Source organism: Paraburkholderia agricolaris, from assembly GCF_009455635.1.
In the GTDB taxonomy this organism is placed as follows: domain Bacteria; phylum Pseudomonadota; class Gammaproteobacteria; order Burkholderiales; family Burkholderiaceae; genus Paraburkholderia; species Paraburkholderia agricolaris.
Window position 1 is genome coordinate 2444869 of record NZ_QPER01000001.1, and the last position, 24588, is coordinate 2469456.

18 protein-coding genes and 1 tRNA gene are annotated in these 24588 nt (G+C 62.5%); 8 read left to right on the forward strand and 11 right to left on the reverse strand.

Annotated elements, in window-relative coordinates; genetic code table 11:
- Positions 1–20: 20 nt before the first annotated feature.
- The 3 genes from clpX to tig all read right to left on the reverse strand — a co-directional run bounded on the left by clpX (position 21) and on the right by tig (position 3696).
- Positions 21–1292: an ATP-dependent Clp protease ATP-binding subunit ClpX gene (gene clpX, locus GH665_RS10945; RefSeq protein ID WP_028196589.1), complete on the reverse strand. Its 1272-nt coding sequence runs from the start codon at positions 1290–1292 to the stop codon at positions 21–23.
- A 197-nt stretch (positions 1293–1489) separates the two neighbouring features.
- Positions 1490–2143, reverse strand: coding sequence for an ATP-dependent Clp endopeptidase proteolytic subunit ClpP (clpP, locus tag GH665_RS10950; protein ID WP_007182010.1), 654 nt, complete (start codon positions 2141–2143; stop codon positions 1490–1492).
- A 206-nt stretch (positions 2144–2349) separates the two neighbouring features.
- Positions 2350–3696: a trigger factor gene (gene tig / locus GH665_RS10955; RefSeq protein ID WP_153135878.1), complete on the reverse strand. Its 1347-nt coding sequence runs from the start codon at positions 3694–3696 to the stop codon at positions 2350–2352.
- Positions 3697–4287: 591 nt separating this feature from the next.
- Between tig and GH665_RS10960 the strand changes: the two genes are divergently transcribed.
- Positions 4288–5433 carry a glycerate kinase gene (locus tag GH665_RS10960; protein WP_153135879.1) on the forward strand — a complete coding sequence of 382 codons (1146 nt, stop codon included), beginning with the start codon at positions 4288–4290 and terminating at the stop codon, positions 5431–5433.
- A gap of 64 nt (positions 5434–5497) precedes the next feature.
- Positions 5498–5950 carry a MarR family winged helix-turn-helix transcriptional regulator gene (locus GH665_RS10965; RefSeq protein ID WP_153135880.1) on the forward strand — a complete coding sequence of 151 codons (453 nt, stop codon included), beginning with the start codon at positions 5498–5500 and terminating at the stop codon, positions 5948–5950.
- A gap of 19 nt (positions 5951–5969) precedes the next feature.
- Here GH665_RS10965 and GH665_RS10970 read toward each other — a convergent pair whose 3' ends face one another.
- Both GH665_RS10970 and GH665_RS10975 read right to left on the reverse strand, forming a co-directional pair.
- Positions 5970–7502, reverse strand: a complete 1533-nt coding sequence (locus tag GH665_RS10970) for a DUF3999 domain-containing protein (RefSeq protein WP_153135881.1) — start codon at positions 7500–7502, stop codon at positions 5970–5972.
- Positions 7499–10912 (reverse strand): DUF2339 domain-containing protein, encoded by a 3414-nt coding sequence (locus GH665_RS10975; protein WP_153135882.1) that lies wholly within the window; start codon positions 10910–10912, stop codon positions 7499–7501. Before GH665_RS10975 ends, GH665_RS10970 begins: the two co-directional genes overlap by 4 nt.
- A gap of 670 nt (positions 10913–11582) precedes the next feature.
- On the opposite strand from GH665_RS10975, the gene GH665_RS10980 reads away from it, so the two are divergent.
- The gene (locus GH665_RS10980; protein ID WP_153138385.1) at positions 11583–11876 is read left to right on the forward strand and encodes a hypothetical protein; all 294 of its coding nucleotides are present in this window, start codon (positions 11583–11585) and stop codon (positions 11874–11876) included.
- A gap of 95 nt (positions 11877–11971) precedes the next feature.
- On the opposite strand, the gene GH665_RS10985 is transcribed toward GH665_RS10980, so the two are convergent.
- Positions 11972–12058 (reverse strand) — tRNA-Leu (locus GH665_RS10985).
- A gap of 218 nt (positions 12059–12276) precedes the next feature.
- On the opposite strand from GH665_RS10985, the gene GH665_RS10990 reads away from it, so the two are divergent.
- Entirely contained in the window at positions 12277–13101 is an 825-nt protein-coding gene (locus tag GH665_RS10990; protein ID WP_153135883.1) for a squalene/phytoene synthase family protein, read from the forward strand.
- Between the two features lie 86 nt (positions 13102–13187).
- Here GH665_RS10990 and GH665_RS10995 read toward each other — a convergent pair whose 3' ends face one another.
- From GH665_RS10995 to GH665_RS39090, 3 genes are all read right to left on the reverse strand, one after another.
- Positions 13188–14405, reverse strand: a complete 1218-nt coding sequence (locus tag GH665_RS10995; protein ID WP_153135884.1) for a DUF1501 domain-containing protein — start codon at positions 14403–14405, stop codon at positions 13188–13190.
- A 156-nt stretch (positions 14406–14561) separates the two neighbouring features.
- The gene (locus tag GH665_RS11000) at positions 14562–16193 is read right to left on the reverse strand and encodes a DUF1800 domain-containing protein (protein ID WP_153135885.1); all 1632 of its coding nucleotides are present in this window, start codon (positions 16191–16193) and stop codon (positions 14562–14564) included.
- Between the two features lie 185 nt (positions 16194–16378).
- Positions 16379–16705, reverse strand: a complete 327-nt coding sequence (locus tag GH665_RS39090) for a hypothetical protein (protein WP_153135886.1) — start codon at positions 16703–16705, stop codon at positions 16379–16381.
- Positions 16706–16934: 229 nt separating this feature from the next.
- Between GH665_RS39090 and ompR the strand changes: the two genes are divergently transcribed.
- The 3 genes from ompR to GH665_RS11020 are packed head-to-tail and all read left to right on the forward strand — an operon-like array spanning position 16935 to position 19633.
- Entirely contained in the window at positions 16935–17669 is a 735-nt protein-coding gene (gene ompR / locus GH665_RS11010) for an osmolarity response regulator transcription factor OmpR (RefSeq protein WP_006048917.1), read from the forward strand.
- A gap of 44 nt (positions 17670–17713) precedes the next feature.
- Positions 17714–19063: an ATP-binding protein gene (locus GH665_RS11015; RefSeq protein WP_035550334.1), complete on the forward strand. Its 1350-nt coding sequence runs from the start codon at positions 17714–17716 to the stop codon at positions 19061–19063.
- Between the two features lie 21 nt (positions 19064–19084).
- Entirely contained in the window at positions 19085–19633 is a 549-nt protein-coding gene (locus GH665_RS11020) for a peroxiredoxin (RefSeq protein ID WP_153135887.1), read from the forward strand.
- Positions 19634–19715: 82 nt separating this feature from the next.
- On the opposite strand, the gene ispF is transcribed toward GH665_RS11020, so the two are convergent.
- Together ispF and ispD are read right to left on the reverse strand one after the other, a co-directional pair.
- Positions 19716–20195: a 2-C-methyl-D-erythritol 2,4-cyclodiphosphate synthase gene (gene ispF, locus GH665_RS11025; protein WP_028196601.1), complete on the reverse strand. Its 480-nt coding sequence runs from the start codon at positions 20193–20195 to the stop codon at positions 19716–19718.
- Positions 20196–20232: 37 nt separating this feature from the next.
- Positions 20233–20949 (reverse strand): 2-C-methyl-D-erythritol 4-phosphate cytidylyltransferase, encoded by a 717-nt coding sequence (ispD, locus tag GH665_RS11030; protein WP_153135888.1) that lies wholly within the window; start codon positions 20947–20949, stop codon positions 20233–20235.
- Between the two features lie 121 nt (positions 20950–21070).
- Between ispD and mfd the strand changes: the two genes are divergently transcribed.
- Positions 21071–24553: a transcription-repair coupling factor gene (gene mfd / locus GH665_RS11035; protein WP_153135889.1), complete on the forward strand. Its 3483-nt coding sequence runs from the start codon at positions 21071–21073 to the stop codon at positions 24551–24553.
- Positions 24554–24588: the final 35 nt, after the last annotated feature.

Below are 24588 nucleotides of genomic sequence, written 5' to 3' on the forward strand. Positions count from 1 at the left end.
TTGCGTAACCCGAAAGCCGATCAGTTCGAACCCGCCACTTTGGGCGCGTCTTCGTAGATCAGTAGCGGTTTGCCGTCGCCGTCAATCACGTTGTCGTCAATGATGACCTTGCTAACGCCTTTCATTTGCGGCAGATCATACATTACGTCAAGCAACGCCTGTTCGAGGATCGAACGCAAACCCCGGGCGCCCGTCTTGCGGCGGATTGCCTTACGTGCAACAGCTTGCAACGCACCCGGGCGAATTTCGAGCTCGACGCGTTCCATGTTGAACAGCTTGTGATATTGCTTCACCAAGGCATTCTTCGGTTCGACGAGAATCTTCATCAGCGCCGTTTCGTCGAGCTTGCCGAGCGTGGCCACCACCGGCAGACGGCCGATCAGCTCAGGAATCAGACCGAACTTGATCAGATCTTCCGGCTCCACTTCGCGCAGCACTTCGCCGGCGTCGCGGTCCTGCTTGCTCTTCACGCTTGCGCCAAAGCCGATACCGGTCTTCTCGGTACGGTCGACAATGACTTTCTCGAGACCGTCGAACGCGCCACCGCAAATAAACAGAATATTGGTGGTGTCGACCTGAATGAAGTCCTGATTCGGATGCTTACGGCCACCCTGCGGCGGCACCGACGCCATCGTGCCCTCAACCAGCTTCAGCAAGGCCTGCTGCACGCCTTCGCCCGATACGTCACGCGTAATCGACGGGTTATCGGACTTGCGGCTGATCTTGTCGATCTCGTCGATGTAGACAATGCCGCGCTGGGCCTTGTCGACTTCGTAATTGCAGTTCTGCAGCAGCTTCTGGATGATGTTCTCGACGTCTTCACCGACGTAGCCGGCTTCCGTCAGCGTCGTTGCGTCGGCAATGACGAACGGGACGTTCAGAAGGCGTGCGAGCGTCTGCGCGAGCAAGGTCTTGCCGGAACCGGTCGGGCCGATCAGCAGGATGTTGCTCTTGGACAGCTCGATCTCGTCCTTCTTGTCGAGATGCTTGAGGCGCTTGTAGTGGTTGTACACCGCAACCGCGAGAATCTTCTTCGCGCGCTCCTGACCGATCACGTACTGGTCAAGGATTTCGCGGATTTCCTGCGGGCTCGGCAGATCGGACTTGGACAAGCCCGCTTCGATGCCCGCGCCTGCAGCCTCATCGCGGATGATTTCGTTGCACAGGTCAATGCATTCATCACAGATGAACACCGACGGGCCTGCAATCAGCTTTTTGACTTCATGCTGGCTCTTGCCGCAAAACGAGCAATACAACAGCTTTTCGCTGTTAGAACTTTTCTTGTCCGCCATAGATGTGTGAGCCTCCGGACACTCGATTACATGATACGCCGTTTGCCCCGGCCTCGCAGTCAGGGCGCGGCGGGGCTTGAGCCAAGGTGACGGCGTTTGCCGCAGGCGCTCGGACGAGTCTTGATTATTTCACAACCGATCCGATGACGGCCTCACCCCGTTTCAGGGCAAGACCGCACCGACGATTCAAGGACACTTCATGGACGCTTGTGCGCCACCTGGTCAACCAGACCGTAAGCTTGTGCGTCATCGCCGGACATGAAATTGTCCCGGTCGGTGTCGCGTGCGATTCGCTCGACAGGCTGGCCCGTGTGATGCGCGAGCAGATGATTCAGCCGTTCCTTCAGGTACAGGATTTCACGTGCCTGGATTTCGATGTCCGAGGCCTGGCCGCGCGCGCCGCCCAGCGGCTGGTGAATCATCACGCGCGAATTCGGCAGCGCAAAACGCTTGCCCTTTGCACCGGCTGCCAGCAGAAACGCACCCATACTGGCCGCGAGGCCCATGCACAAAGTCGACACGTCCGGCTTGATGAACTGCATCGTATCGTAGATCGCCATCCCGGCCGAAACCGACCCGCCCGGGCTGTTGATGTAGAAACTGATGTCCTTGTCCGGATTTTCGCTTTCAAGGAACAACATCTGCGCGACGACGAGGTTGGCCGTCTGGTCGTTCACTTCGCCCACCAGGAACACGATCCGTTCCTTTAGCAGACGCGAATAGATGTCATACGAGCGCTCACCGCGGCCGCTCGTTTCCACGACGATCGGCACCAGTCCGAGCGCCTGCGCTTCGAGATCCCGCGAAGACTGGGAGGTCAGCGTGTCCAGCATTTGGGCGCGAAAGGTCATGCAATGGATCCTTGTCTGGAAATATTCTAAATATCAGGTGCTAGACAGGTGCGGCCGACGAGACCGTATTCAAGTGCCCGATCAGCGCGAACGCGGTGTGCGACGCCGCGTGAAACGCGCCATGCAAAACGCAACGTACTTTCACAGCACAAAAAAACGGCGTGCGAGCCGTCGCTCCGACAGCCGGCACGCCGTTGCAGCGACGCTTACGCTTGCGCCGTTGCGCTTGCCAGTTCTTCGAAGCTAACTTCCTTGTCCGTCACCTTGGCCTTGCTGAGGACGAAATCGACGACGTTGGCTTCAACGACGTACGCTTCCATTTCTGCAAGACGTTGCTGGTTGGAATAATACCAGCGGACGACTTCCTTCGGGTCTTCGTAGCTTTTCGCGAATTCGTCGACTTCGGCACGAATCTGCTCCGGCTTGGCTTGCAGCTCATTGGCCTTGACCAGCTCGGCCAGCACGAGGCCCAGCTTCACGCGGCGCTCAGCCTGTTCCTTGAACATCTCAGCCGGGATCGGTGCATCAGCGGCGTTCGGCACACCACGTTGCTCGAGGTCCTGACGCGCCATGCCGACCAGACGTTCCTGATCTTGCGCGATCAGCGCGTTCGGCACGTCGAGCTCCGAAATCTTCAGGAGCGCGTCCATGACCTGGTTCTTGACGATCGCTTGCGTGCGGCGCTTCGCTTCACGCTCGAGATTGTCTTTGATCTCAGCGCGCATCTTGACCAGATCGCCGTCTTCGATACCGAGCGATTTTGCGAATTCGGCGTCGATTTCCGGCAGGTGCGGCCACTCGATCTTCTTCATCGTGATCGTGAACTGCGCGGTCTTACCGGCGACATCCTTGCCGTGGTAGTCGGCCGGGAAAGCCAGGTCGAATTCCTTCGCCTCGCCGACCTTCAGGCCGAGCGCTGCCTTTTCGAATTCCGGCAACATGCGGCCTTCGCCCAGCACGAATGCGAAGTCTTCGGCGCTGCCGCCCTGGAACACTTCACCGTCGATCTTGCCGACGAAGTCGACCGTCACGCGGTCGCCGTCTTTAGCTGCCGTGTCCGCGCCGCCGTCGCCGTGCTCGCCGGATTCGCCACGAGCGTGGAAATGCACGCGCTGCTTGCGCAGGATGTCCAGCGTGCGATCGATTTCGGCTTCGCTGATGGTGGTCGTGGTGCGCTCGATTTCAGCCGTGGCGACGTCGCCCAGCTTCACTTCCGGATACACCTCGAAGGTCGCGTCGAACGCGTAGTCGTTTTCAGCAGCGTCGGCCTTCGGCGCGAAGCTTGGCTGACCGGCAACGCGCAGGTTTTCCGCGCGGCTGATGTCGAAAAACTCCTTGCCGACCTTGTCGCTCAGCACTTCAGCTTCAACCTGGCCCGAATACTGTTGCGTCACCATCTTGAGCGGCACCTTGCCCGGGCGGAAACCCGGCATGCGCACATTCTTCGCGAGTTGACGGATACGCGAGTCCACTTCCTTCTGCACGGCGTCCTTCGGCAGGGAAATCGTTACGCGGCGTTCGAGCTTGCCGAGGTTTTCAACAACGTTAGCCATGGCTTCAATCGTCCTAAAATTATTCGAGCGAATCAGTTATCTTCTGCGTGCCGCTTTTCGATGTCGCTTCGCATCGCGCGTCGCATCAATTCGGCGCCTGCGCCGCGGGCTTGCAGCCCACCGGCAGCACGCTTGGGTCCAAAGAGCCGAATATTTTAGCAAACTATTTGCGCGCTTAGCCGGGATTCGACGATTGCGCGCGTTTTTATCGGTGTTGGAACCGCTTTCGGTGCTGTTTTTCACCTGTTTGCGACTCGCCGGTCGCTGTTGGGTCCTTGCCTTGCGCCTCGCCTGCCAGCATCACGTCTGCTTGCGGTGGTGCGGCGGGCAGTTTGGCTGCCCTTTTCACCGGCTCAGCGGCTGCGCCCACCAGAGCGGCCCGCGGATTCGCAAGCCACACCTGGCGCCCTGCCGCACTTGCCGCCCGCGCCCGTGATTTCCGCACGCGCTCCCATGGACGATTCCGGCTATGCCGTTCGACATATTCAGTCCGCGCGCCCATGCTGATAAGCTAACGGACGCGCTCGGGGCTGCGCATTTATCTGTTCAATTCACCCGCCCTCGCAACGACTCCAACCATTCAGAGACACCATGCCGAATTTGCCGTCCTCGCCTGTCGTCGTCATTGCTCCCGATTCCTTCAAAGGTTCGCTCAGCGCGGAACAGGTCGCGCAGGCGATTGCGTCCGGCATCCAGCGCGCCCGGCCGGACGCCAGCGTGCGCATCTGCCCGATGGCCGACGGGGGCGAAGGCACGCTCGACGCCATGCTCACAAGCGGCGGCGAACGCCGCAAGCTGAGCGTGCGCGGCGCGGCCGGCCCGGTGCGCGAGGCACTGACAGGCCTGCTGGCGGATGGCAGCGCGATCATCGAAACCGCGGAAATCGTCGGCATTACCGATCCGGTCGGCATGGGCGTGCCGGTCGAGGCGCGCAGCACCCGCGGCATGGGCGAAGCGATTCGTGCCTTGCTCGACGCCGGCGTGCGGCGCTTTTTCGTCGCACTCGGCGGCAGCAGCACGAACGACGGCGGCGCCGGCTTGCTGGCCGGCCTCGGCCTGAAACTTTTCGACGCGCAAGACAAGGAACTCGACGCCACGCCGGAGCAACTCGCTCGTGTGGCGCGCGTCGACGTATCGCAACTGGACGCCCGCCTTGCGGACACGCAGTTCGTCGGCATGTCCGATGTGGACAATCCGCTGACCGGCGAACACGGCGCGACCGCCGTGTTCGGACCGCAAAAGGGTGTCAAGCCGGAACAGGTTGCTTCGATCGACGCCGCCCTCGCCCGCTTCGCCGATCTGCTCGAGGCGGCGCTGGGGCGCACGGCGCGCGACCAGCCCGGCGCGGGCGCGGCCGGTGGTCTCGGCTTCGCGCTGCACATGCTCGGCGCGCAGTTCGAGCCGGGCGCGGAAACCGTCGCGCGGCAGATCGGTCTGGACGCCGCGCTTGAAGGCGCGAACTGGCTGATCACCGGAGAAGGACGCTCGGACGTGCAAACGCTGCACGGCAAGGCGCCGTTCATCGCTTGCCGTCATGCGCAGGCTGCGGGTGTGCCGGCCACGCTGCTCTCCGGCGCGGTCGACTCCGCGGCACTGCCGCGCCTTGCCGAATACTTCAGTGGCTGCTTCTCGCCGGCGCCCGGGCCGATCACGCTCGAAGTCGCAATTCGCGACGCGGCGCGCTTGCTGGCCGACGAAGCCGAACAGTTGACGCGTTTGAAATACGGCGTGCGTTGACCGGAGGGGACGGTTGCGGCAACAATCACAGCGCCACAACCGCGCCACTTATCACGGGACAACCATGAAGGCCTCCGCCAAAGCCGGACTCGAGCAGTTCCTGACGTACCGTCTGCATGTCCTGAACAAACTCGCCGAGCGTGGCATCAGCGTGCGCTATCAGGACAAACTGGGTGTGACATTGCCTGAAGCGCGGGTGATTGCGTCAGTGGGCTCGTTCGGACCGTTTTCGATCATGGACCTGGCGCGGCATGCCAACCTCGATAAGAGCCAGGCGAGCCGCGCGGCTGAGGCATTGATCAAGCAGGGACTGGTGAAGCGCGAACCGAGTGCCGAAGACGGCCGCGTCGTGCTGGTGTCGCTCACCCCCGAAGGCCGCGCGCTCTATCGCAAGGTGATGCCGATCGCGCGTAAGTGGAACGGGGATATGTTCGACTGCCTCGATGAACAGGAAAAACTCGCGTTCGGCCAGGCGCTCGACAAGATCATCGAGACAATTTCCGTCCACGAGGGGTAAGCAAGGGCATGTAGTCCCGTCAGCTCTTTGCGGGGCCTTGAGCGTCGGCGTTGTCGCCGCCTGCATCGCTCGCGGTAACGCTCGCCGAGCCGGATTCGCCAGGCACGCCACCTGCCGATCCACCAGCAGCGCCCGCGTCACCGGTTCCGGCCGCTCCGCCCGTTGCACCCACCCCGCCGCCGGCCACACCCCCAGGCTGAGCCTGAACGCCACGCGCAAGCCGCCAGGCAATCGCACCCAGCGAGCCGACAGCCAGCAACAAGGCCGCCCACAACATATAGCGCCGCATCGCGTCGGGGTCTTTACCCGACGCCTGCGCATCGCCTCCCGGCTCAACAGGAAGCGCCTCACCCAGTCTCGCGGTGGCAGCAACCGATGACGCTCCCATCAACAAGTCCGCCCGGCTCAGCGCCGACGACTCCGCGGCCGCGCTCCCCACCGCCAGCGTAAAAGGCCCAGCCCCACGCGCGACAAAGGTGAGCGTCGTCGGACGCCAGCCCGCGGCAACGGTCAACGCGCCGCTTCCCAAACCGCCATTGCGCGTATCGACCACCACTCGCCATTGACGGTTCGTGTCAGGGGCCATCTCAAGCGATGGATTGCTTTGCTCCACCGTGCCGTTGTGCAAACGGAACAGCGTCGCGCCCGATACCTCTCGCCAGGCCGCCTCCAGCCCCGCACGCGAGTAGACGACAGCGGGCGCCACGGTATTCGGCTGCGGCAGGTTCAGGCGCAGACGATCGACGGGATAAGGGCCGCCGGTCTCGAAGAAATATTCGCCGTCTTTCGGACCCGTACGGGCAACGATGCCTTCGCGCCATTCCCGTTGAGTATCCGCGCTCCGCGCGCTATCGGCGCCGGCCGCCTGTAGCTGGGCATCGATGGATTCGATGTATGGCGCGCCGTCGAGCCAGTGCAAACGCAGATAACGCGCGCGCATGCCGGTGAGCTCGATACGGTCCTGGCTCAGCGTGCTGCCGTTGTAGCTCACCTTGAGCAGTTGCGCTTCGCCGGCGGGTTGCCAAATGCGCAGATCGTCACTCGATTCGACGCTGACACGCCCCTGGTAATTGTCATCACGCACATGGACGACCAGTGCATCGATCCGGGCGCCGCCCCGCGTCTCGCGCGCGACATCGATCAGCTCGGCGTCCTGCTGCTCGCGTGACGGTGGTGGGGACGTTGCACGCAGCGACCCGTCGGCGGCAATCGTCACGCCGAGTGGCGCGCTGGTTCCGCCCGGCACGGCGGACGGCAACGGAAACCAGCGCACCGGGCGCAAGGTAGCCGGCGCCCGGGAGGGCTCCCGTGGCGCGTCGAGCGAATACGGTACGGGCTCGCCCGCGCCATTGAACACGCGCACATCGCCGAGATCGCCGCGCTGGCTGGCAGCGTACACGGCAGCCGGAAGCGTCACGCTGTAATAGGCGGCGCCGCTCTCGAGTTCAAGCGCAAAGCGCTGTGCAAACCGATCCGCCGCTACGGCCGCCGTCGACACCCACGCGGACGAGATCGCAAGACACCACCCCGCCGCTATCAGGACACGCTTCATTGCTCAGCTTCCAGAACCGCCGCTTTGGGCGGCAACGGCGAGAAGTAGCCGATCAGCAGCAACATCAGGCCAATACCGATGAACGACACAATCCGCTCGATACCGGTCACGTGTGACAGATCGAACAGGAACAGCTTGACGACAGTCGCCGCCAGCAGAGCGCCGCCGATGAACCAGAAAATCCGGCTGGCTCGCCTGGTCGCCCAGATCATCATAGCCAATGCGCAGGCGGTCCAGAACACCGAGACCGACGCTTGCACGAGCATCGAGTGCGACATTTCGTCGAGCTGGTATGGCACGCCGATCCAATGATGCAGCGTGCGCAGCAGCATCGCGTTGAGCCAGACGAATCCGGTCACGCCAACCGCCACCTGCAACGGCACACGATATTCGCCGATCGGCACGCCGAGACGGTTGATACGGATGAGCCACAACGCCACCAATGCAAAAACCACCGCCTGCACCAGGTCGAGCGGATTGAGCAGCGGCAAACGCGCCCACGCGCCGCCATCCTGCGTCAGGTTCGCATAGAACGTCCACAGCCACATCACCAGCACAAGTGGCGTCGAGGCGATCGCGCACACCCGCACGATGCTGTCGCGGCGCGCAACCCACAGCCCCGCAAAGGCAAACGCACTCCAGCCAACCAGAAACACCTGCTGGAAATTGAACGACGCCAGCACCGCATCGACATCGTACGCTGCATGGAAATGATGATGCAGCGTACGCAGCAGCAACGCGTTGAACCACAGGAACAGGGTCGCGAGCACCGCATAGTCGAAGGCCCGCGGATGCCAGTGCACGCCCAGTGCGCGCAGGCGCCGCAGCCACACGGCGCAAGCGATAAGCGCGAGGATCTGCGCGACGTCCAGCGGATTGAGAATCGGCAGCCAGAAGAGCGGCGCGGCGCTGCCGTCGCTCGTCACGCTCGCGATGCTCCACACCCACAGCAGGACGGCGAGCGGCGCGGCGCCCCACACCTGATACGCTTGCAAGAACCGCGCGACCGGCCAGCGCAAACGATGCCCGACGCCCGCCACCAGCAGCAGCAGAATGCCGAAGCCGTACGCCCACGCGCTCCAGCTCCATGCGCCCTCCGGCACATACGCACGCAAGCCCCAATAGCCTTCGAGCGCGACGAGTGCGCCGGCTGCCCAGAACATCAGCACATGCAGGACAGCAAGCACACGGTCGCTAATATCGCGCTGCTGACGCCACAGCAGCACGTAGGCGGCAGCCGCGACAACCGCGCAAACCAGCCAGCCGTAGCCGCTGACCGGCGCCATGCTCAACATGAACAGACTCAATGTCAGCAAAGCGAGCACCGGCACGAGTGCCAGCGCAGGCAGTTCGGCAAGCGGCCAACGCAGCTTGCGGTGTGCGCCGTGCGCAAGCCACGCGGTTAGAACGGCGAATAGCGCGATGACGGCGGTCTCGAAACGATCGCGGTCGTACGCAAGATGCGCCTGCGCGTACACGTGGATTTCGTGCAGCCCTCCACAGATCCACCACAACAGTCCCCACACCCCGGCGACGAGGCCGATCTGCGGCATCCATGCATGCCATGCGCCCGCTTCACTGCGGCCATGCAGGCACCATCCCGTGAAGATGCCCGCGATCGCAATCAGCACGGTCGCGATGTACGCGCCGTTCAGGACCGGCCAGGCATGCGCGCTGCCGATCTGCGCGTACGTGCCGACACCATACGCGGCCGCCGCGGCCAGTTGCATCAGCAGGCCAAAGCCGAAGGCACTCAGGCGCCGTTGGCGCACGGCGAGCCAGGTGATCGCGGCGCCTTCGATGGCCCAGGTCGCGCTGGTGGTCGGTCCGGTGAAAGCGAGCGGCACGGCGAGTGTGGCGAAGATCACGGCCAGCGCGAGCATCGCATCGAACATCATGCCGAGGCGCGCGCGCCGCGGCGCCAGCCAGCCCGCGATCGCGAGGTAGAAAGCAGCCAGCGCCACCGCGCTCCACGCCAGACCGAATTCGGTGCCCTTCATCAGAGCCGCTTGCAGACCGATCGCGACGAGCGGCGTGCCGAACACCAGCGTACCGTCGACGTAATGCTTGAGCGCGATCTCACGGCGCACCGCATAGAGCAACGCGATGCCGACATACATCAGGAAGAACAGGATCAGGAACGGCTCTGTGCTGGCCAGCAGTTCAGGCCGGTAAGCCGTCACGCCCCACGCGGCGCCGATCGAGAACGTGAACACGAAGCCAAGCAGATTCAGGGGCCGCCACGCCTTGAACCACGCAATCGCGAAAATACCCGCGTTGAGTAGCGCGTAGTAGCTGAACAGCATCACGTGACTACCACCGCCCGTCGACAGGAGTACCGGCGCGAGGAAGCCGCCCGCACTGCCCATGAAAGCCAGCGACGATGCGTTCTGCCGCACCGCCAGAAATGCGCTCAGGCCGCAGATCGCAATCATCAACGGCAAGGCCGCGCCCGCCGGCAGCAGATGATATAGCCGGGTTGCGGCGAACACGGTCAGATAAAGCGCGCCGACGCCGCCGCCCTGCAAGATCAGCCCGTACGCTCCGCGACGCTCGCCAATGCGCCAACCGAGCCCAAGCAGGACGGTCGCGGCGAGCGCCACGCCGGCCAGGCGGAATTCGATCGGCAACAGACTGTTGTCCGCGGCGTATTTGAGCAGGAACGCAATGCCGAAGAACAACACGACGATACCGACCCGCACAACCGTATTGCCGCCAAATAGCCAGTCGCGAGCGCTTTTGAAGAGGCGTTCGACGAGACCGGGACCGCGCGGCGGAGCGGGCGGAGACGGTGGCGCGGGCGGAGTTTGCGCGGGTATCGGTGAATCGGTAGACGGTGACAACGCTGCCGGATTGTGCGGCTGGACATTCAGCGTGCCCGGTACGGCCGGTCCGCTCGCTGCAAGCGCTGCGGCCGACACAGGCGGCGTGGCTGCGCTGATGCTCACCGTCGGGCGCACCGGTGCCGGCTGCGGCGGCGTTACTGCACGCTCGCGAGGTGGCTGCTGTCCCACCGCGGGCGGTATCGCGTAAGGATGCGATGCGATAGTGTCAGGACGCCGCCCGGACAACATCGATTCACCATCCGCACTCCCGGTCGCCGAGGCGCCGGTAACGCCGGCGCGCAATTCCCGGATCTCACCGCGCAGGACGACAATCTCCTGCTCGAGTCGCTCGACGCGCGCAGCGAGTTCGCCGGATGGGCTGCCGGCCGGGTAGTTCAGGTTATCGGACGCAGCCGGTTTGGACACGGGGTTGTTCACGGGTCGTGGAGACTGCTTTTGCAGCAGACGTGCGAGTGCAACGCCAGCCATCCCCCCCACCAATGCACCGAAACCGATCGAGAAATCGTTCGACACGGCGGCTACTATCCCGATCACCGCGCCGATCAGGGCAAATATCACGCTCATCGCATGCCTCTTTTATTGTCTTCAACCGCGAGATCCGTTTGTCGCACGGATTAATCCGAAACCATTGCGCCAGCAATACAGCGAAAATCGGCGCGCAGAATACCATGTAAGTCGAGTTGCGAACCACGCTTTTGAAGCATTACGTGAACGAAACCAAATGGTGGCACCTATTCACCAACGCATATCTCTTTTTTGCCAACCTTTTTGCCAGTTTTTTTGCTAACTTCACACGGTTTTTTTCGCAGGATTAATCCGGGGAAGGCTACCGGCGATTAGCGCACGCCCACGCGGACGCACCGACCGGCGTGGTTCAAACACGTGTGAGCCACGGCCTGGCCCGAGCGGACCCGGGTAGCCATTTCTTAATCCATGCGTTCAATCCCGGTGGCATGCGAATTAACAATCCACGCAATATGCATCGCAACGGATGCCGCATGAATTCAGGCACAGCGCGCTGAACATCCGATTGACTGGACAAATCCGGCAGCCGCTCCCACCTACGCCCGCATCCATATTGTTTAACAGATTAACTGCGTTGAACGCCTTCGTCACACTTCCAGCACGGCAGGTCTGGCCAACCCGCCGGGTTCGCGGCAAGCCATCAACCATGTCAAAATTCGGGATCGGCCAAGCGGCCTTCGATCACCCCATTTCATCCAGGGAAGCTTCAGTGGACATCAACAAACAGGTAGCGGCCCTCACCGCCTCAGAACTTCAAACCGCCGGCGCGAGCCAGGCGACAGCGATCGCAGTCAGTGTGCTGCTGCGCCATCTGCGCTCGCCTGAATTGGTCAAGCTGTTGTCATCGGCGTTCGAAAACCACCAGGCGGTCATGCTGCAAACGCCGTGGCCCGATCCGATGCTGCAGGCGTTCGAATCGACCCGTCGCTTTCTCGAAGGCGCCGCACAAGCCGAACTGCCTGGCACGCAAACCGAACCGCCGTCGCCCGCGCCGGACGCCTGAGCGCTGCCGGACACGCGAAGTTCGATACACGTCGCGCGGAAAACAAAAAACCCCGTCAGTCCAAAGACTTAACGGGGGTTTCTGCTACATACGGATGGTGCGAGGGAGGGGACTCGAACCCCTACACCCTTGCGGGCGTCAGGACCTAAACCTGGTGCGTCTACCAATTTCGCCACCCTCGCAGCCGGGCAAAGCGCTGCGCGTTCCGCCCGATGTCCTGCATGCTCATGAGCGCGTCAAAATCCGCGCCCGAAAGCGTAAGCGCGAGATTCTAACCGATTGATTCGCGCTTGTCTGCATTTGCTCATGCATCTGTCCAACAGGCGTCGATGCTACAATTTTTGGCTAAACGCACGCACACCGTGCCCTCTACGCCTGCCCTTCCCCACATTCCAATCCCGTGAATTTCGACGAATACTGCCAGCAGAAAGCGGCGCCGCCCGGATCGAGCACTTACTATGCGCTTCGGCAGGCACCCGCGGCAAGCCAGCCGCTCCTGACCGCGCTGTTCGCGCTGCGCCGCGAATTCGAGGAAACCGTAAAAGAAATCAGCGATCCGGCAATCGGCCGCACCAAACTCGCGTGGTGGCAAAACGAGCTCGCCGCACTGGCTTCGGGCTCGCCGTCGCATCCGGTTTCAAAGGCACTGGCGGCTTATCTGCCCGACGTGCAGGCCGTCTATCCGGAGTTGCAGGCGTTGCTCGCCGGCTTCGAAATGGACCTCGACCAGGCACGCTATCTCGACTACCCGAATCTGCGGCGCTATGTGCAGGGTGTAGGCGGCACCTTTGCGTCGCTGGTCGCGCGCGCGACGGCAAAAAACGCCGTAGATGCGTCAAGCTGGGCGGCACCGCTCGGCGAGGCGCTACAGCTTGCGCAGTTCGTTGTCGAAACCGGCAATGATGCACGTCACGGCCGCATCTATATTCCGGTCGATGAAATGCAGCGCTTTAACGTCACTGCCGCCGACCTGATCAACCGGAAATATTCCGACGCCTTTACCGATCTGATGCGCTTCGAAACCAGGCGGGCTCGCGATGCGGTGCAGGCAGCACGCGCCGCCATGCCCGCGCATGAGCGACGCACGCAGCGCACGTTGGTCGCGCAAGCGGCACTCGCTCTCGCGCTGCTGGATGAGATCGAACGTGACGGTTATCACGTACTGCATCAACGCATTGCGTTGACGCCGATCCGCAAGCTCTGGCTTAGCTGGCGCGCCAGGTAAGCGGACAAATAGACAAACGGACAAGCGAACCACCGGCTCAGACGAACGGCCGCCGCCTCATGGTGGGAAGCGCGCGCCGTCCCTTGTCAGACGCGCAGTAAGGGCAGCGGCTCGAACCGCTGCTGCAGGATCGCGGACGAATCGAGCCCCCACCAGGGTCCGAGCACGGTCGCGTAGAGTTGCTGGAAATCGACGCCGACCGGCAAGTTGCCGTTGCCGTCGAGCCGCGCGAGCACCGGCGGCACGCCATACAAACCGCCCCGCACTCGCCCGCCCATCACGAAATGCGGCGCCACGGTGCCGTGGTCCGTGCCGTTGCTCTGGTTCTCACGCGGGCGCCGGCCAAACTCGGCATAGGTCATCACCAGCGTTTCATTCCAGCGGCCGAGTTCCACCAGCGCCGACTTCATCGACGCAAACCCTTCGGCGAGTTGCTTGAGCAGCGCCGCCTGCTGGCCGGGCTGGTTCTGGTGCGTATCGAACCCGTTCAGCGTCAACCGGATCACGGCGACGCCTTGTCCATTACGCGGCTGCCCTTGCGGCGTATCGCCGGCGGCGAGCACCTGCATTGCCGTCTTGATCGAACTGCCGAACGCACCGCCGGGAAACGTCGTCTTCAATTGCGCCTGACCTTGCGTAGGACGCAGACGGTCGGCGGCTTTCACGATGTCGTTCTCGACGTCGAGAATGTGCGCCAGCTCCGGATTACGCTCGTGCAGCGACACCGGCGTGGCGAGGCGCGAGGCTTTGACGAATTGCTCCGGATTAACCAGTGCGATCGCACGCGCGCCGTTGGCGAGCGGCCCCATTTCGGCGCTGCCGATCACCACGCCGTCGGCGGCAAAACCGGTAGGTACCGGCGTCTGCGCGAACGCACGGGTGAGCCAGCCCTCGCGCAGGTATTGGTCCGAACGCGACGCGGTGTCCCAGATTTCGATCGAACGGAAATGCGACAGGTTCGGTTGCGCGTAGCTCACGCCCTGCACGATCGCCAGTTGGCGGCTTTGCCAAAGCGGCATCAGCGGCTGCAATGACGGATGCAAGGCAGTGCGCTCGTCGAGCTGAATCGCCTGCTCGCGTTTGATGCCGATGTTTTTTCGTAGCTGATAGTAAGTGGGATCGGCAAACGGAATCACGGTATTCAAACCGTCGTTACCGCCTTTCAGTTCGACGAGAATCAGCAGGTTGCTGTAACCGCGATTCGCTGAGCCGCCGGGCGTCGCCATCTGCGCACCAAAGGCGCGCGGCAACCAGAGCGTTGCGCTGGCGGCCGCGCCCATCGAGAGAAAGCTGCGTCGTTTCATCCTGCACCTCGTTCGCATGTCATGGCGCGCGTCGGGTCGCCTTCGACGGATCGTTGGTTCGCGTGGCCGATCCGGGTTAAACGGTTGAGCGGCTCAATTCCGTCGCCTGCCGCGGTCGCTTACCTCAACCCATAAGCTCGCTGCTCATTCCAACTCTCACTTCAACTGATAAGCCGGGTCCATCAGCAACGCCTCCAGATAAGCACTGGCGGTCGAATCGGTGGCGATGGCATCGACCGGCGTGAGCGGCAACACCGCATGCTGCAGTTGCAGCTCCACCGACAACCCCGGCTTGGCCGTCGGCGCGGCGTTGTATTGCGCAAGCCATGTGTCGATGTCAAAGCGTACGCCACCTTGGGTCGGCTGGCCGACTCGCGCCATCGCGCGCTGCATCTGCGGATTCGCCTGCATCTTGCCGGGTGCGCCGGTCGCTGCGATCTTTGGGTTCATCGGATTGCCGGTACGCCGCGGACCGGCGGTTTCGGTCGCGCGAAACAGTTGCTCGACGAATTGCTTGCGCGCAAGCAAGGTCGAACTATTGATCCATATGGTGCCGCCCGGCCACCCTTTGACGTTCGGCGGATAGAACAGGTTCTCGCCGAGCGTGCGGATCTCCGCGGCGAACGGCGCCGTGTTGTCATAGCCGATATCGAACGCGCGCAGGGTCCCCACGACGAACTCTGCCGGCGATTTCACCAGCACGCCGCGATCGCTGTCGTCCCAGAACGCGTCGCTCATGAAGAGGCCGCGCAGCGCGACCTTGATGTCGTAGTGACTCGCGCGAAACTGCGCGGCGATCGGTGCGATGCGGGCGGGATCCGGGGTATCGGAGACAAACTCGCGCCACAGCTTGGTCGTGACGAAGGTCGCGGTTTCAGGCCGCGCGAGGAGGATGTCGAGCACCTGATCGCCCTCGAACGGACCGGTTTGCCCCAGCACGGTCTTGTTACCGTCGTCGTGCTGGTTGGCGCGCCACACGTACGCCTGCGTATCGGGGTCGAGGCTCCACCCCGTGTAGGCACGCGCGGCTTCCGATACGTCGCGCTGGGTGTAATGCCCTTCGCCGAGCGTAAACAGCTCCATCACCTCGCGCGCGAAATTTTCGTTGGGTTTGCCCTTGCGATTGCTCGCGCCATCCAGGTATTGCAGCATCGCCGGATCTTTCGCGACGTCGTGCAACAGTTCGCCGAAGTTGCCGAGCGCGTCGCGGCGCAACAGCATATTCTGCTGCGCCATTTCCTGCGGATACGCGACCTTGTCCTGCCCTGACGTGAAGTGGTTGTGCCAGAAGAGCGTCATGCGTTCGGTCAGCGGCGACGGCGTGCTCAACATCTCGCGCACCCACCATGCACGTAATATTTCGTAACGCTGGCCGCGCTGCCGCTGCTCGTCGCGGCGTTGATCGTCCGTCCACGTCTTGCGGATGTCGCGCGTCGGGATCGGCTCGAGCACCCATTCAGGCAGCGGAGTCACGGCTTCGGTTCGGACTGTTGCCAGTACCTTGTCGACGGCCTGCTCGCGCGTGAGCCCAACGTATTGCGCGACCTCGCCGCTATCGGGCGCGAAACCGACTCGCGTCAGGAAGAAGCGCGCATCATCGGCGTCGAGAACGTCCTGTTCGGCGGAGACAACGGAGGATGCGGCAGACGCCGCACGATGCTTGTTGTGGGGGACATGAGTGGCGCCTTGCTGCACGGCCGGCGCCGACGCACACCAGGTCGCGGCTGCGAGCGCAGTGGCCGTCACTGCTAGCCAGCGTCTACCCTTACCGCCTGTCAGCACGTTCATTGTCGATTGTCCGGTTGATCCGGTTGAGGGGCGTCACGAAAAGGCGTTCGCGCGTGCAAAAAACGCGCTGTGCTCTGGCAACTCAACGGCAGATGGAAGGGGAAAGTTGACGGGGGAAGTGCAACGAAATCTTTCAGCCGCGGCGAAAGCGCGACCGGGCGCACCCAGAGCGGGCACGGAAATAGCTAGCGTTTGTAGAGCTCGCGGACAGCGTCTTCGATATGCTGCCGCAACAGACGCCGTTCGTCGGGCGTCATATGACCATCACGGCGACGTTGATCAAGATCGGGGGGAACTGCAGTGCGCATCATTGCGTCTGACGCAGGGCGGTCATTAGTGGGGATGTGCCGATTTGCCCTGGCATTAGCCTGCCTTGGCACGCGTTCGCTCGTAGCTCTGTCGGCCGAAGGCTGGGCGTGGGCGAACGTTGACCCGAGTGTGCCTGCAAGCGTCCCGGCTACCGCCAGTGCAATTACGCTTAGGCGCACATTCGGCCAAACCCCTCCCTTCATGTTGTTCCCTTCGTGGCGCGGCAACCGGCTACCTCAAATGCGTATACAGACCCCGGTAGCGAGCCGGGTGCGAGAGTTTTAGTCGAGTGAAGTATCCACCGAACAGCCGCATTCAGTAAAGGAGTCTACCTGCCGATGCTTTACGTCGTGCCACAGTGCGGGTAAATTTTGTAACTGACTGTAACCCCGAAAACGATGCAACCGCGCACCACTTTCTAATCGCGCTAAGATGCCGACCATGGAAACCAAAAACCCTTCGAAAATCCTCGTCGTCGACGACGATCCGCGCCTGCGCGATCTGCTGCGCCGCTACCTCGGTGAACAGGGCTTCAATGTCTATGTTGCCGAGAACGCGCCGTCCATGAACAAGCTCTGGGTGCGTGAGCGCTTCGACTTGCTGGTGCTCGATCTGATGCTGCCTGGCGAGGACGGCCTGTCGATCTGCCGTCGCTTGCGCGGCAGCAACGACCGTACGCCGATCATCATGCTAACGGCCAAGGGTGAAGACGTCGACCGTATTGTCGGGCTCGAAATGGGCGCCGACGACTATCTGCCCAAGCCGTTCAACCCGCGCGAACTGGTCGCGCGGATTCACGCGGTGCTGCGTCGCCAGTCGCCGTCGGAGCTGCCGGGCGCGCCGTCCGAGACCACCGAGGTGTTCGAGTTCGGCGAGTTCGCGCTGAATCTGGCCACCCGCACGCTCACCAAGGCCGGCCAGGAAATCCCGTTGACCACGGGTGAGTTCTCGGTGCTGAAGGTGTTTGCGCGCCATCCGCGCCAGCCGCTGTCCCGTGAAAAGCTGATGGAACTGGCACGCGGCCGTGAATACGAAGTCTTCGACCGTAGTCTCGACGTGCAGATTTCGCGTCTGCGCAAGCTGATCGAACCGGATCCGGGCAGCCCGCGTTTCATTCAAACCGTCTGGGGCCTTGGCTACGTGTTCATTCCTGACGGTGCAGCCTGAGTTTGTTCTCACCTACAGTTTTTGATTTCAAATAAGAAGGGCCCATGCGGATCGACCGGCGCCTCCTGACGCTCGCGTTCGGCGGCCTTTTCTGGCGGACCTTTCTGTTGATCGCGCTGTTGATCGCAGTCAGTCTCGCCGCGTGGTTCCAGAGCTTTCGAGTGATCGAACGCGAGCCGCGTGCGCAGCGCGTGGCTTTGCAACTGGTCGCCATCGTCAAGCTCACGCGCACCGCACTCCTCTATTCCGATCCCGACCTGCGGCGCGCCTTGCTGCAGGATCTGGAGAGCAATGAAGGGGTGCGCGTGTACCCGCGCGAAACCACCGACAAGTACAAACTCCAACCCGACGAGTCGCTGAACCGGCTGATTGAGCACGACATTCGCGGCCGCCTCGGCGACGACACGGTCATTGCGCAGAGCGTCAACGACATTCCGGGCGTCTGGATCAGCTTCAAGATCGACGACGACGATTACTGGGTGGCGCTCGACCGCGATCAACTGGACAACGCAACGGGCCTGCAATGGGCCGGCTGGGGGGTGTTTGCGCTGGCGCTCTCGCTGTTTGGCGCGGCCTTCATTACCAGTCTCGTGAACCGTCCATTTGCCCGGCTCGCGATGGCTGCGCGCAAGGTCGGCTCGGGCCAGTCACCGGAGCCGCTGCCCGAGCGCGGCATGGGCGTGGCTGCCGAAACCAACCGCAGTTTCAACCAGATGGTGCAGGATCTCGAACAACTCGAGGCCGACCGTGCGCTCATGCTCGCGGGTATCTCTCACGATCTGCGCACCCCGCTTGCACGGCTACGGCTGGAAACCGAGATGAGCCCGTCCGACCAGTCCACCAAGGATGCGATGGTGGACGACATCGAGCAGATGGACATGATCATCGGCCGGTTCCTCGATTACGCCCGTCCGGTGCAGCGTGTGCCGGAACCGGTCGATCTGTCGGTGATCGCGGGCGAACTCGCGGCGCGGATGCAAAGCGAAGACAGCATGCGCCTGATCACGCGGCTCGCGCCCTCGGCGGTGATCGAAGCGGACGAAACCGATATGCGGCGCGTGGTGGGCAATCTGCTGGAGAACGCGCGCAAGTACGGTTTGAGCGATGGCGATGGCATCCCGCACGTGATTCTGGAAACGCGGGTGTCGCACTCGCGCGTCGAACTGTCCGTGGTCGATGAAGGGCCCGGCATTCCGGAAGACCAGCTAGCCCTTGTCACGCGGCCGTTCTACCGGGTGAACTCGGCGCGCACCCAGGCGAACGGCACGGGCCTCGGCATGGCAATTGTGCAGCGGCTGGTAGGCCGTTATCGCGGCGCGCTGCGCCTGCGCAATCGCACGCCGGGTCCGGGTCTGGAGGTCACCATTGAATTTCCGCTCGCAAAAGGCGCTTGAATCCCACGAAGGAGCACTCGCATGAAAACCGTCGGCGATAAACTCGAAGCGTTCACCGTGACTGCCGCCAAGCCCGGTTTCAACGATTACGAAGAAAACGGCATATCGGCGTTCGAAGAGATCACCGAACAGTCGTTTCCCGACAAGTGGAAAATTATCTATTTCTACCCGAAGGATTTCACGTTCGTGTGTCCGACGGAGATCGTTGAATTTGCCAGACTCGCGAAGGATTTTGAGGAGCGCGACGCAGTGCTGCTCGGCGGCAGCGTCGATAATGAGTTCGTCAAGCTGGCATGGCGCCGCGAGAACAAGGATCTGAACAAGCTCAACCACTATTCGTTCGGTGACGTGAAAGGCGAGTTGATCGACCAGCTCGGTGTGCGCGACAAGGAAGCCGGCGTGGCGCTACGCGCGACGTTTATTGTCGATCCGGACAATACGATTCAGCACGTCTCGGTCAATAACCTGAACGTCGGCCGCAACCCCGGAGAAATATTGCGTCTGCTGGATGCACTGCAAACTTACGAAGAGTCCGCTTGCAACCGCCCCGTCGGCGGATCGACGTTGTGATGTAATCGGTGCGATTAAAAAACCCGCGGCGCTTGAAAAGCAGCAGCGGGTTTTACGAGGCTCATAAAATCGCACCCAACTTCTAGTTTTTAATCAACAAAACCACGGCCTGAGCCTCAATCCCTTCGCCACGGCCGAGATATCCCAACTTCTCATTCGTCTTGGCCTTAACGTTAACCCGCTCGACCGGCAGATTAAGGTCCGCGGCGATGTTAATCCGCATTGCTTCAATATGAGGCGCGAGCTTAGGCGCCTGAGCAACCACACTACTATCCACATTAGCGATAGAAAATCCACCCGCCGTCACACGGGCAAAGCATTCCCGCAATAAAACCCGGCTATCCGCACCGGCGAATTTCGCATCGGTATCGGAGAAATGACGCCCAATATCCCCCATCGCTGCCGCACCAAAAATAGCATCAGTAATCGCATGCAGCAGCACATCGGCATCCGAATGCCCGAGCAACCCGCGCTCATAGGGAATCGTCACCCCACCAATAATCAACGGACGGCCCGGCACCAGCGCATGCACGTCATAACCCTGCCCAATTCTGAAATCCATATGCGTCAAGTCCATTAATTTAAATTCGATTACCCGCTCAGGAAGCTGAAGCCGGCCGGCACAAAATCGCCTCGGCCAGATCGAAATCTTCCGGATAAGTGACCTTGAAGTTACGCAAACTCCCCTGCACCAACCTGGGCGCATGCCCCAGCCACTCGATCGCGCTCGCTTCGTCGGTCAAATCGTGACCGTCCGCCTGCGCGCGCAAAATCGCCTCGCGCAACATGCCGATGCGGAACATCTGCGGCGTCTGCGCCTGCCACAGGCCGTCGCGCGCCTCGGTGCGGGCAATCCGCCCGTCGGACGAACCGGCTTCGATCCGCTTCAGGGTATCCGCAACCGGCAGCGCCATGATGCCGCCCACCGCGTCGTCCTTCAGCGCGGCGACCAGCGTGCGGATCAAGCCAGGCGTAATGCCGGGCCGCGCGGCGTCGTGCACCAGCACCCAGTCGTCGTCGTGCGCGCCGAACTCGGCCAGCGCATGCAAGCCGTTCAGCACCGACGCCTGGCGCGAGGCCCCGCCAGCGCGGCGCACGGCAAAACGCAGCCCGCTGAAGCGGCGGGCGTCAAAGTGCTGGTCGTCTGGGGCAATGACGACAAGCGTTTGCGCAAACTCGCTGCAGGCGTCGAACGCCGCCAGCGAGTAATGCAACATGTCGCGACCGGCGACAGTGCGATATTGTTTGGGCATCGCGGCGCCGGAACGGCTGCCGGTGCCAGCGCACGGAATCAGGGCAAATAGACGGGAAGTCACGAGTGCGGATGCCGCGAAGTGAAAGTAAACGACGGATTTTATAATAGGTCCTTCGCATCTACGCCCCGACACGCGTAAACTTGCCGATCACGTGTGAGCCCGAGGCCGTCTTTTCTCTTCTATGCCAGACATCGCCGCATCATCGCAGTACTCCCCGCCCGTCGCGCTCGTCAAGACCGGCCAGCGTTTTGCCTTCGACGGCACGCACGGCTCGTCCGACGCGCTGCTGATCGCCCGCTACCATCTCGCCTATCGCGAGAAGGTGCCGTTGCTGGCCGTGGTCTGCGAAAGCGCCGTCGACGCGCAACGGTTGTCGCAGGAAATCAGCTTTTTCGCGCCCGAGGCCCGGGTGCGTTTGCTGCCCGACTGGGAAACGCTGCCTTACGATACCTTTTCGCCTCACCAGGATCTGGTCTCCGAGCGCCTCGCCACGCTGCACGATCTCGGCGAAGGCCGCTGCGACATCCTGCTGGTGCCGGCCACCACCGCCTTGTACCGGATGCCGCCCGCGTCCTTCATGGCGGGCTACACGTTCTCCTTCTCGCAAGGCGAACGCCTGAACGAAGCCAAACTCAAGGCGCAATTGACCCTGGCCGGCTACGAACACGTGAGCCAGGTGGTGCGTCCCGGCGAATACTGCGTGCGCGGCTCGCTGCTCGACCTTTTTCCGATGGGCTCGCCGTTGCCGTACCGGATCGACCTGTTCGACGACCAGGTGGACTCGATCCGTGCCTTCGACCCGGATACGCAGCGCAGCCTCTACCCGGTGAAAGACGTGCGCCTGCTGCCCGGCCGCGAATTCCCCTTCGACGAGGCCGCCCGCACGGCCTTCCGCAGCCGCTGGCGTGAAACCTTCGAGGGCGATCCAAGCCGCGCGTCGATCTATAAGGACATCGGCAACAGCGTGCCTTCGGCGGGCATCGAATACTATCTGCCGCTCTTCTTCGACGAAACCGCCACGCTCTTCCACTATCTGCCCGAAGGCGCGCAACTGGCGTTCGTCGGCGATCTGGATGCGGCGATCAAGCGCTTCACCAACGACACCAGGCAGCGCTACAACTTCCTCTCGCACGATCGCGACCGGCCGATTCTGGAGCCGCAGCGTCTGTTCCTCTCGGACGAGGATTTTTTCACGTTCGCCAAGCCGTTCGCGCGGCTCATCCTGCCGGCTAACGCGGGCGGCGGCTGGTCGACCCCGTTGCCGAATCTTGCGATCGACCGTCACGCGGAAGATCCGATTTCGGCCCTGCGCGCCTATCTGGACACCACGCCAAACCGTGTTCTGTTTGCCACTGAATCGGCCGGCCGGCGTGAAACGCTATTGCAATTGCTCGCCGACAATCATCTGCGACCGGCATCGAGCGATACCTTCCAGAGCTGGCTCGCGGGCGATACGCGTTTCTCGCTCGGCGTCGCCCCGTTGGCCAACGGTTTTGCCGTGCCCGCGGAGGGCATCGCGATCATCACCGAGACGGAGCTTTACGGGCCACTCGCGCGCCGCGCGGGCCGCCGCCGTCAGGAACAGGCGAGCAACGTCGATTCGATGGTGCGCGATCTGTCCGAGCTGAAGATCGGCGATCCGGTCGTGCATTCGCAGCACGGCATCGGCCGCTATATGGGCCTCGTCACAATGGATCTCGGCGAAGGCGAGACCGAATTCCTGCACCTCGAATACGCGAGCGACAGCAAGCTCTACGTGCCGGTCGCGCAGTTGCACGTGATCTCGCGCTACAGCGGCGCAGATCCGGAAAGCGCGCCCTTGCATTCGCTCGGCTCGGGCCAGTGGGAAAAGGCCAAACGCAAAGCCGCGCAGCAGATCCGCGACACCGCGGCAGAACTGCTGAACCTGTACGCCCGTCGCGCCCTGCGTGAGGGCCATGCGTTCGCGCTCGAACCGAAAGACTATGTGAAGTTCGCCGAGAGTTTCGGCTTCGAGGAGACGCCGGATCAGGCCGCGGCGATTGCCGCTGTGATCGGCGATATGACGAGCGGCAAACCGATGGACCGCCTCGTGTGCGGCGACGTCGGTTTCGGCAAAACCGAGGTGGCGCTGCGTGCGGCGTTTATCGCGGTGATGGGCGGCAAGCAGGTCGCGCTGCTCTCACCCACCACGCTGCTCGCCGAACAGCACACGCAAACCTTTAGCGACCGATTCTCCGACTGGCCGGTGCGCATTGCCGAACTGTCGCGTTTCAAGTCGACCAAGGAAGTCAACGCGGCGATCCAGCAGATCAACGAAGGCACCGTCGATATCGTCATCGGCACGCACAAGCTGCTGTCCTCAGATGTGCAATTCAAGCGGCTGGGGCTCGTGATCATCGACGAGGAACACCGTTTCGGCGTGCGTCAGAAAGAGGCGCTGAAAGCGTTGCGCGCCGAAGTCGACGTACTCACGCTCACCGCCACACCGATCCCGCGCACGCTCGGCATGGCGCTCGAAGGCCTGCGCGATTTCTCCGTGATCGCCACCGCGCCGCAAAAGCGCCTCGCGATCAAAACCTTCGTGCGTCGCGAAGAAGACAGCGTGATTCGCGAAGCCATGTTGCGCGAGTTGAAGCGTGGCGGCCAGGTGTACTTCCTGCATAACGAAGTCGAGACGATCGAGAATCGCCGGCAGATGCTCGAAACGCTCGTGCCCGAAGCGCGCATCGCCGTCGCGCATGGTCAGATGCATGAGCGCGAACTCGAACGCGTGATGCGTGACTTCGTTGCCCAACGCGCGAACGTTCTGCTGTGCACGACGATTATCGAAACCGGTATCGACGTGCCGAGCGCCAACACGATCCTGATTCACCGTGCCGACAAGTTCGGCCTCGCGCAATTGCATCAGTTGCGTGGCCGGGTCGGCCGTTCGCATCACCAGGCGTACTCGTATCTGCTGGTACATGACCCGCAAGGCTTGACCAAGCAGGCGCAGCGCCGCCTCGAAGCGATCCAGCAGATGGAGGAACTCGGGTCGGGCTTCTATCTCGCGATGCACGATCTCGAGATTCGCGGCACAGGCGAAGTGCTCGGCGACAAGCAGTCGGGCGAGATTCAGGAGATCGGTTTCCAGCTCTATACCGACATGCTGAACGACGCCGTGAAGGCGCTCAAGGAAGGCAAGGAGCCGGATCTCACCGCACCGCTCGCCGCGACCACCGAGATCAATCTGCACGCGCCCGCGATTCTGCCGGCGAACTACTGCGGCGATGTGCAGGAGCGCCTGTCGCTCTACAAGCGCCTCGCTAATTGCGAACACAACGATTCGATCGACAGCATTCAGGAAGAGTTGATCGATCGCTTCGGCAAGTTGCCGCCGCAGGCACACGCGCTCGTCGAGACACATCGTCTGCGATTGGCGGCCAAGCCTTTGGGCATTTCGAAAATCGATGCAGGCGAAGCCGTGATCGGCTTGCAGTTCATCCCCAATCCGCCGATCGACGCCATGCGGATCATCGAGATGGTGCAGAAACACAAGCACATCAAGCTCGCGGGCCAGGACAAGCTGCGCATCGAAACGCGCAGTCCGGATCTGGCCGTGCGTGTGGCGACGGTCAAGGAAACCTTGCGCGCGCTCGGCACGCCCAGTCGCGGCACCGCTGCCACGGCGGCTGCGCGCTAAGCTGTCGTTGGGTGTTCATGCGCCGCTATCAGGCC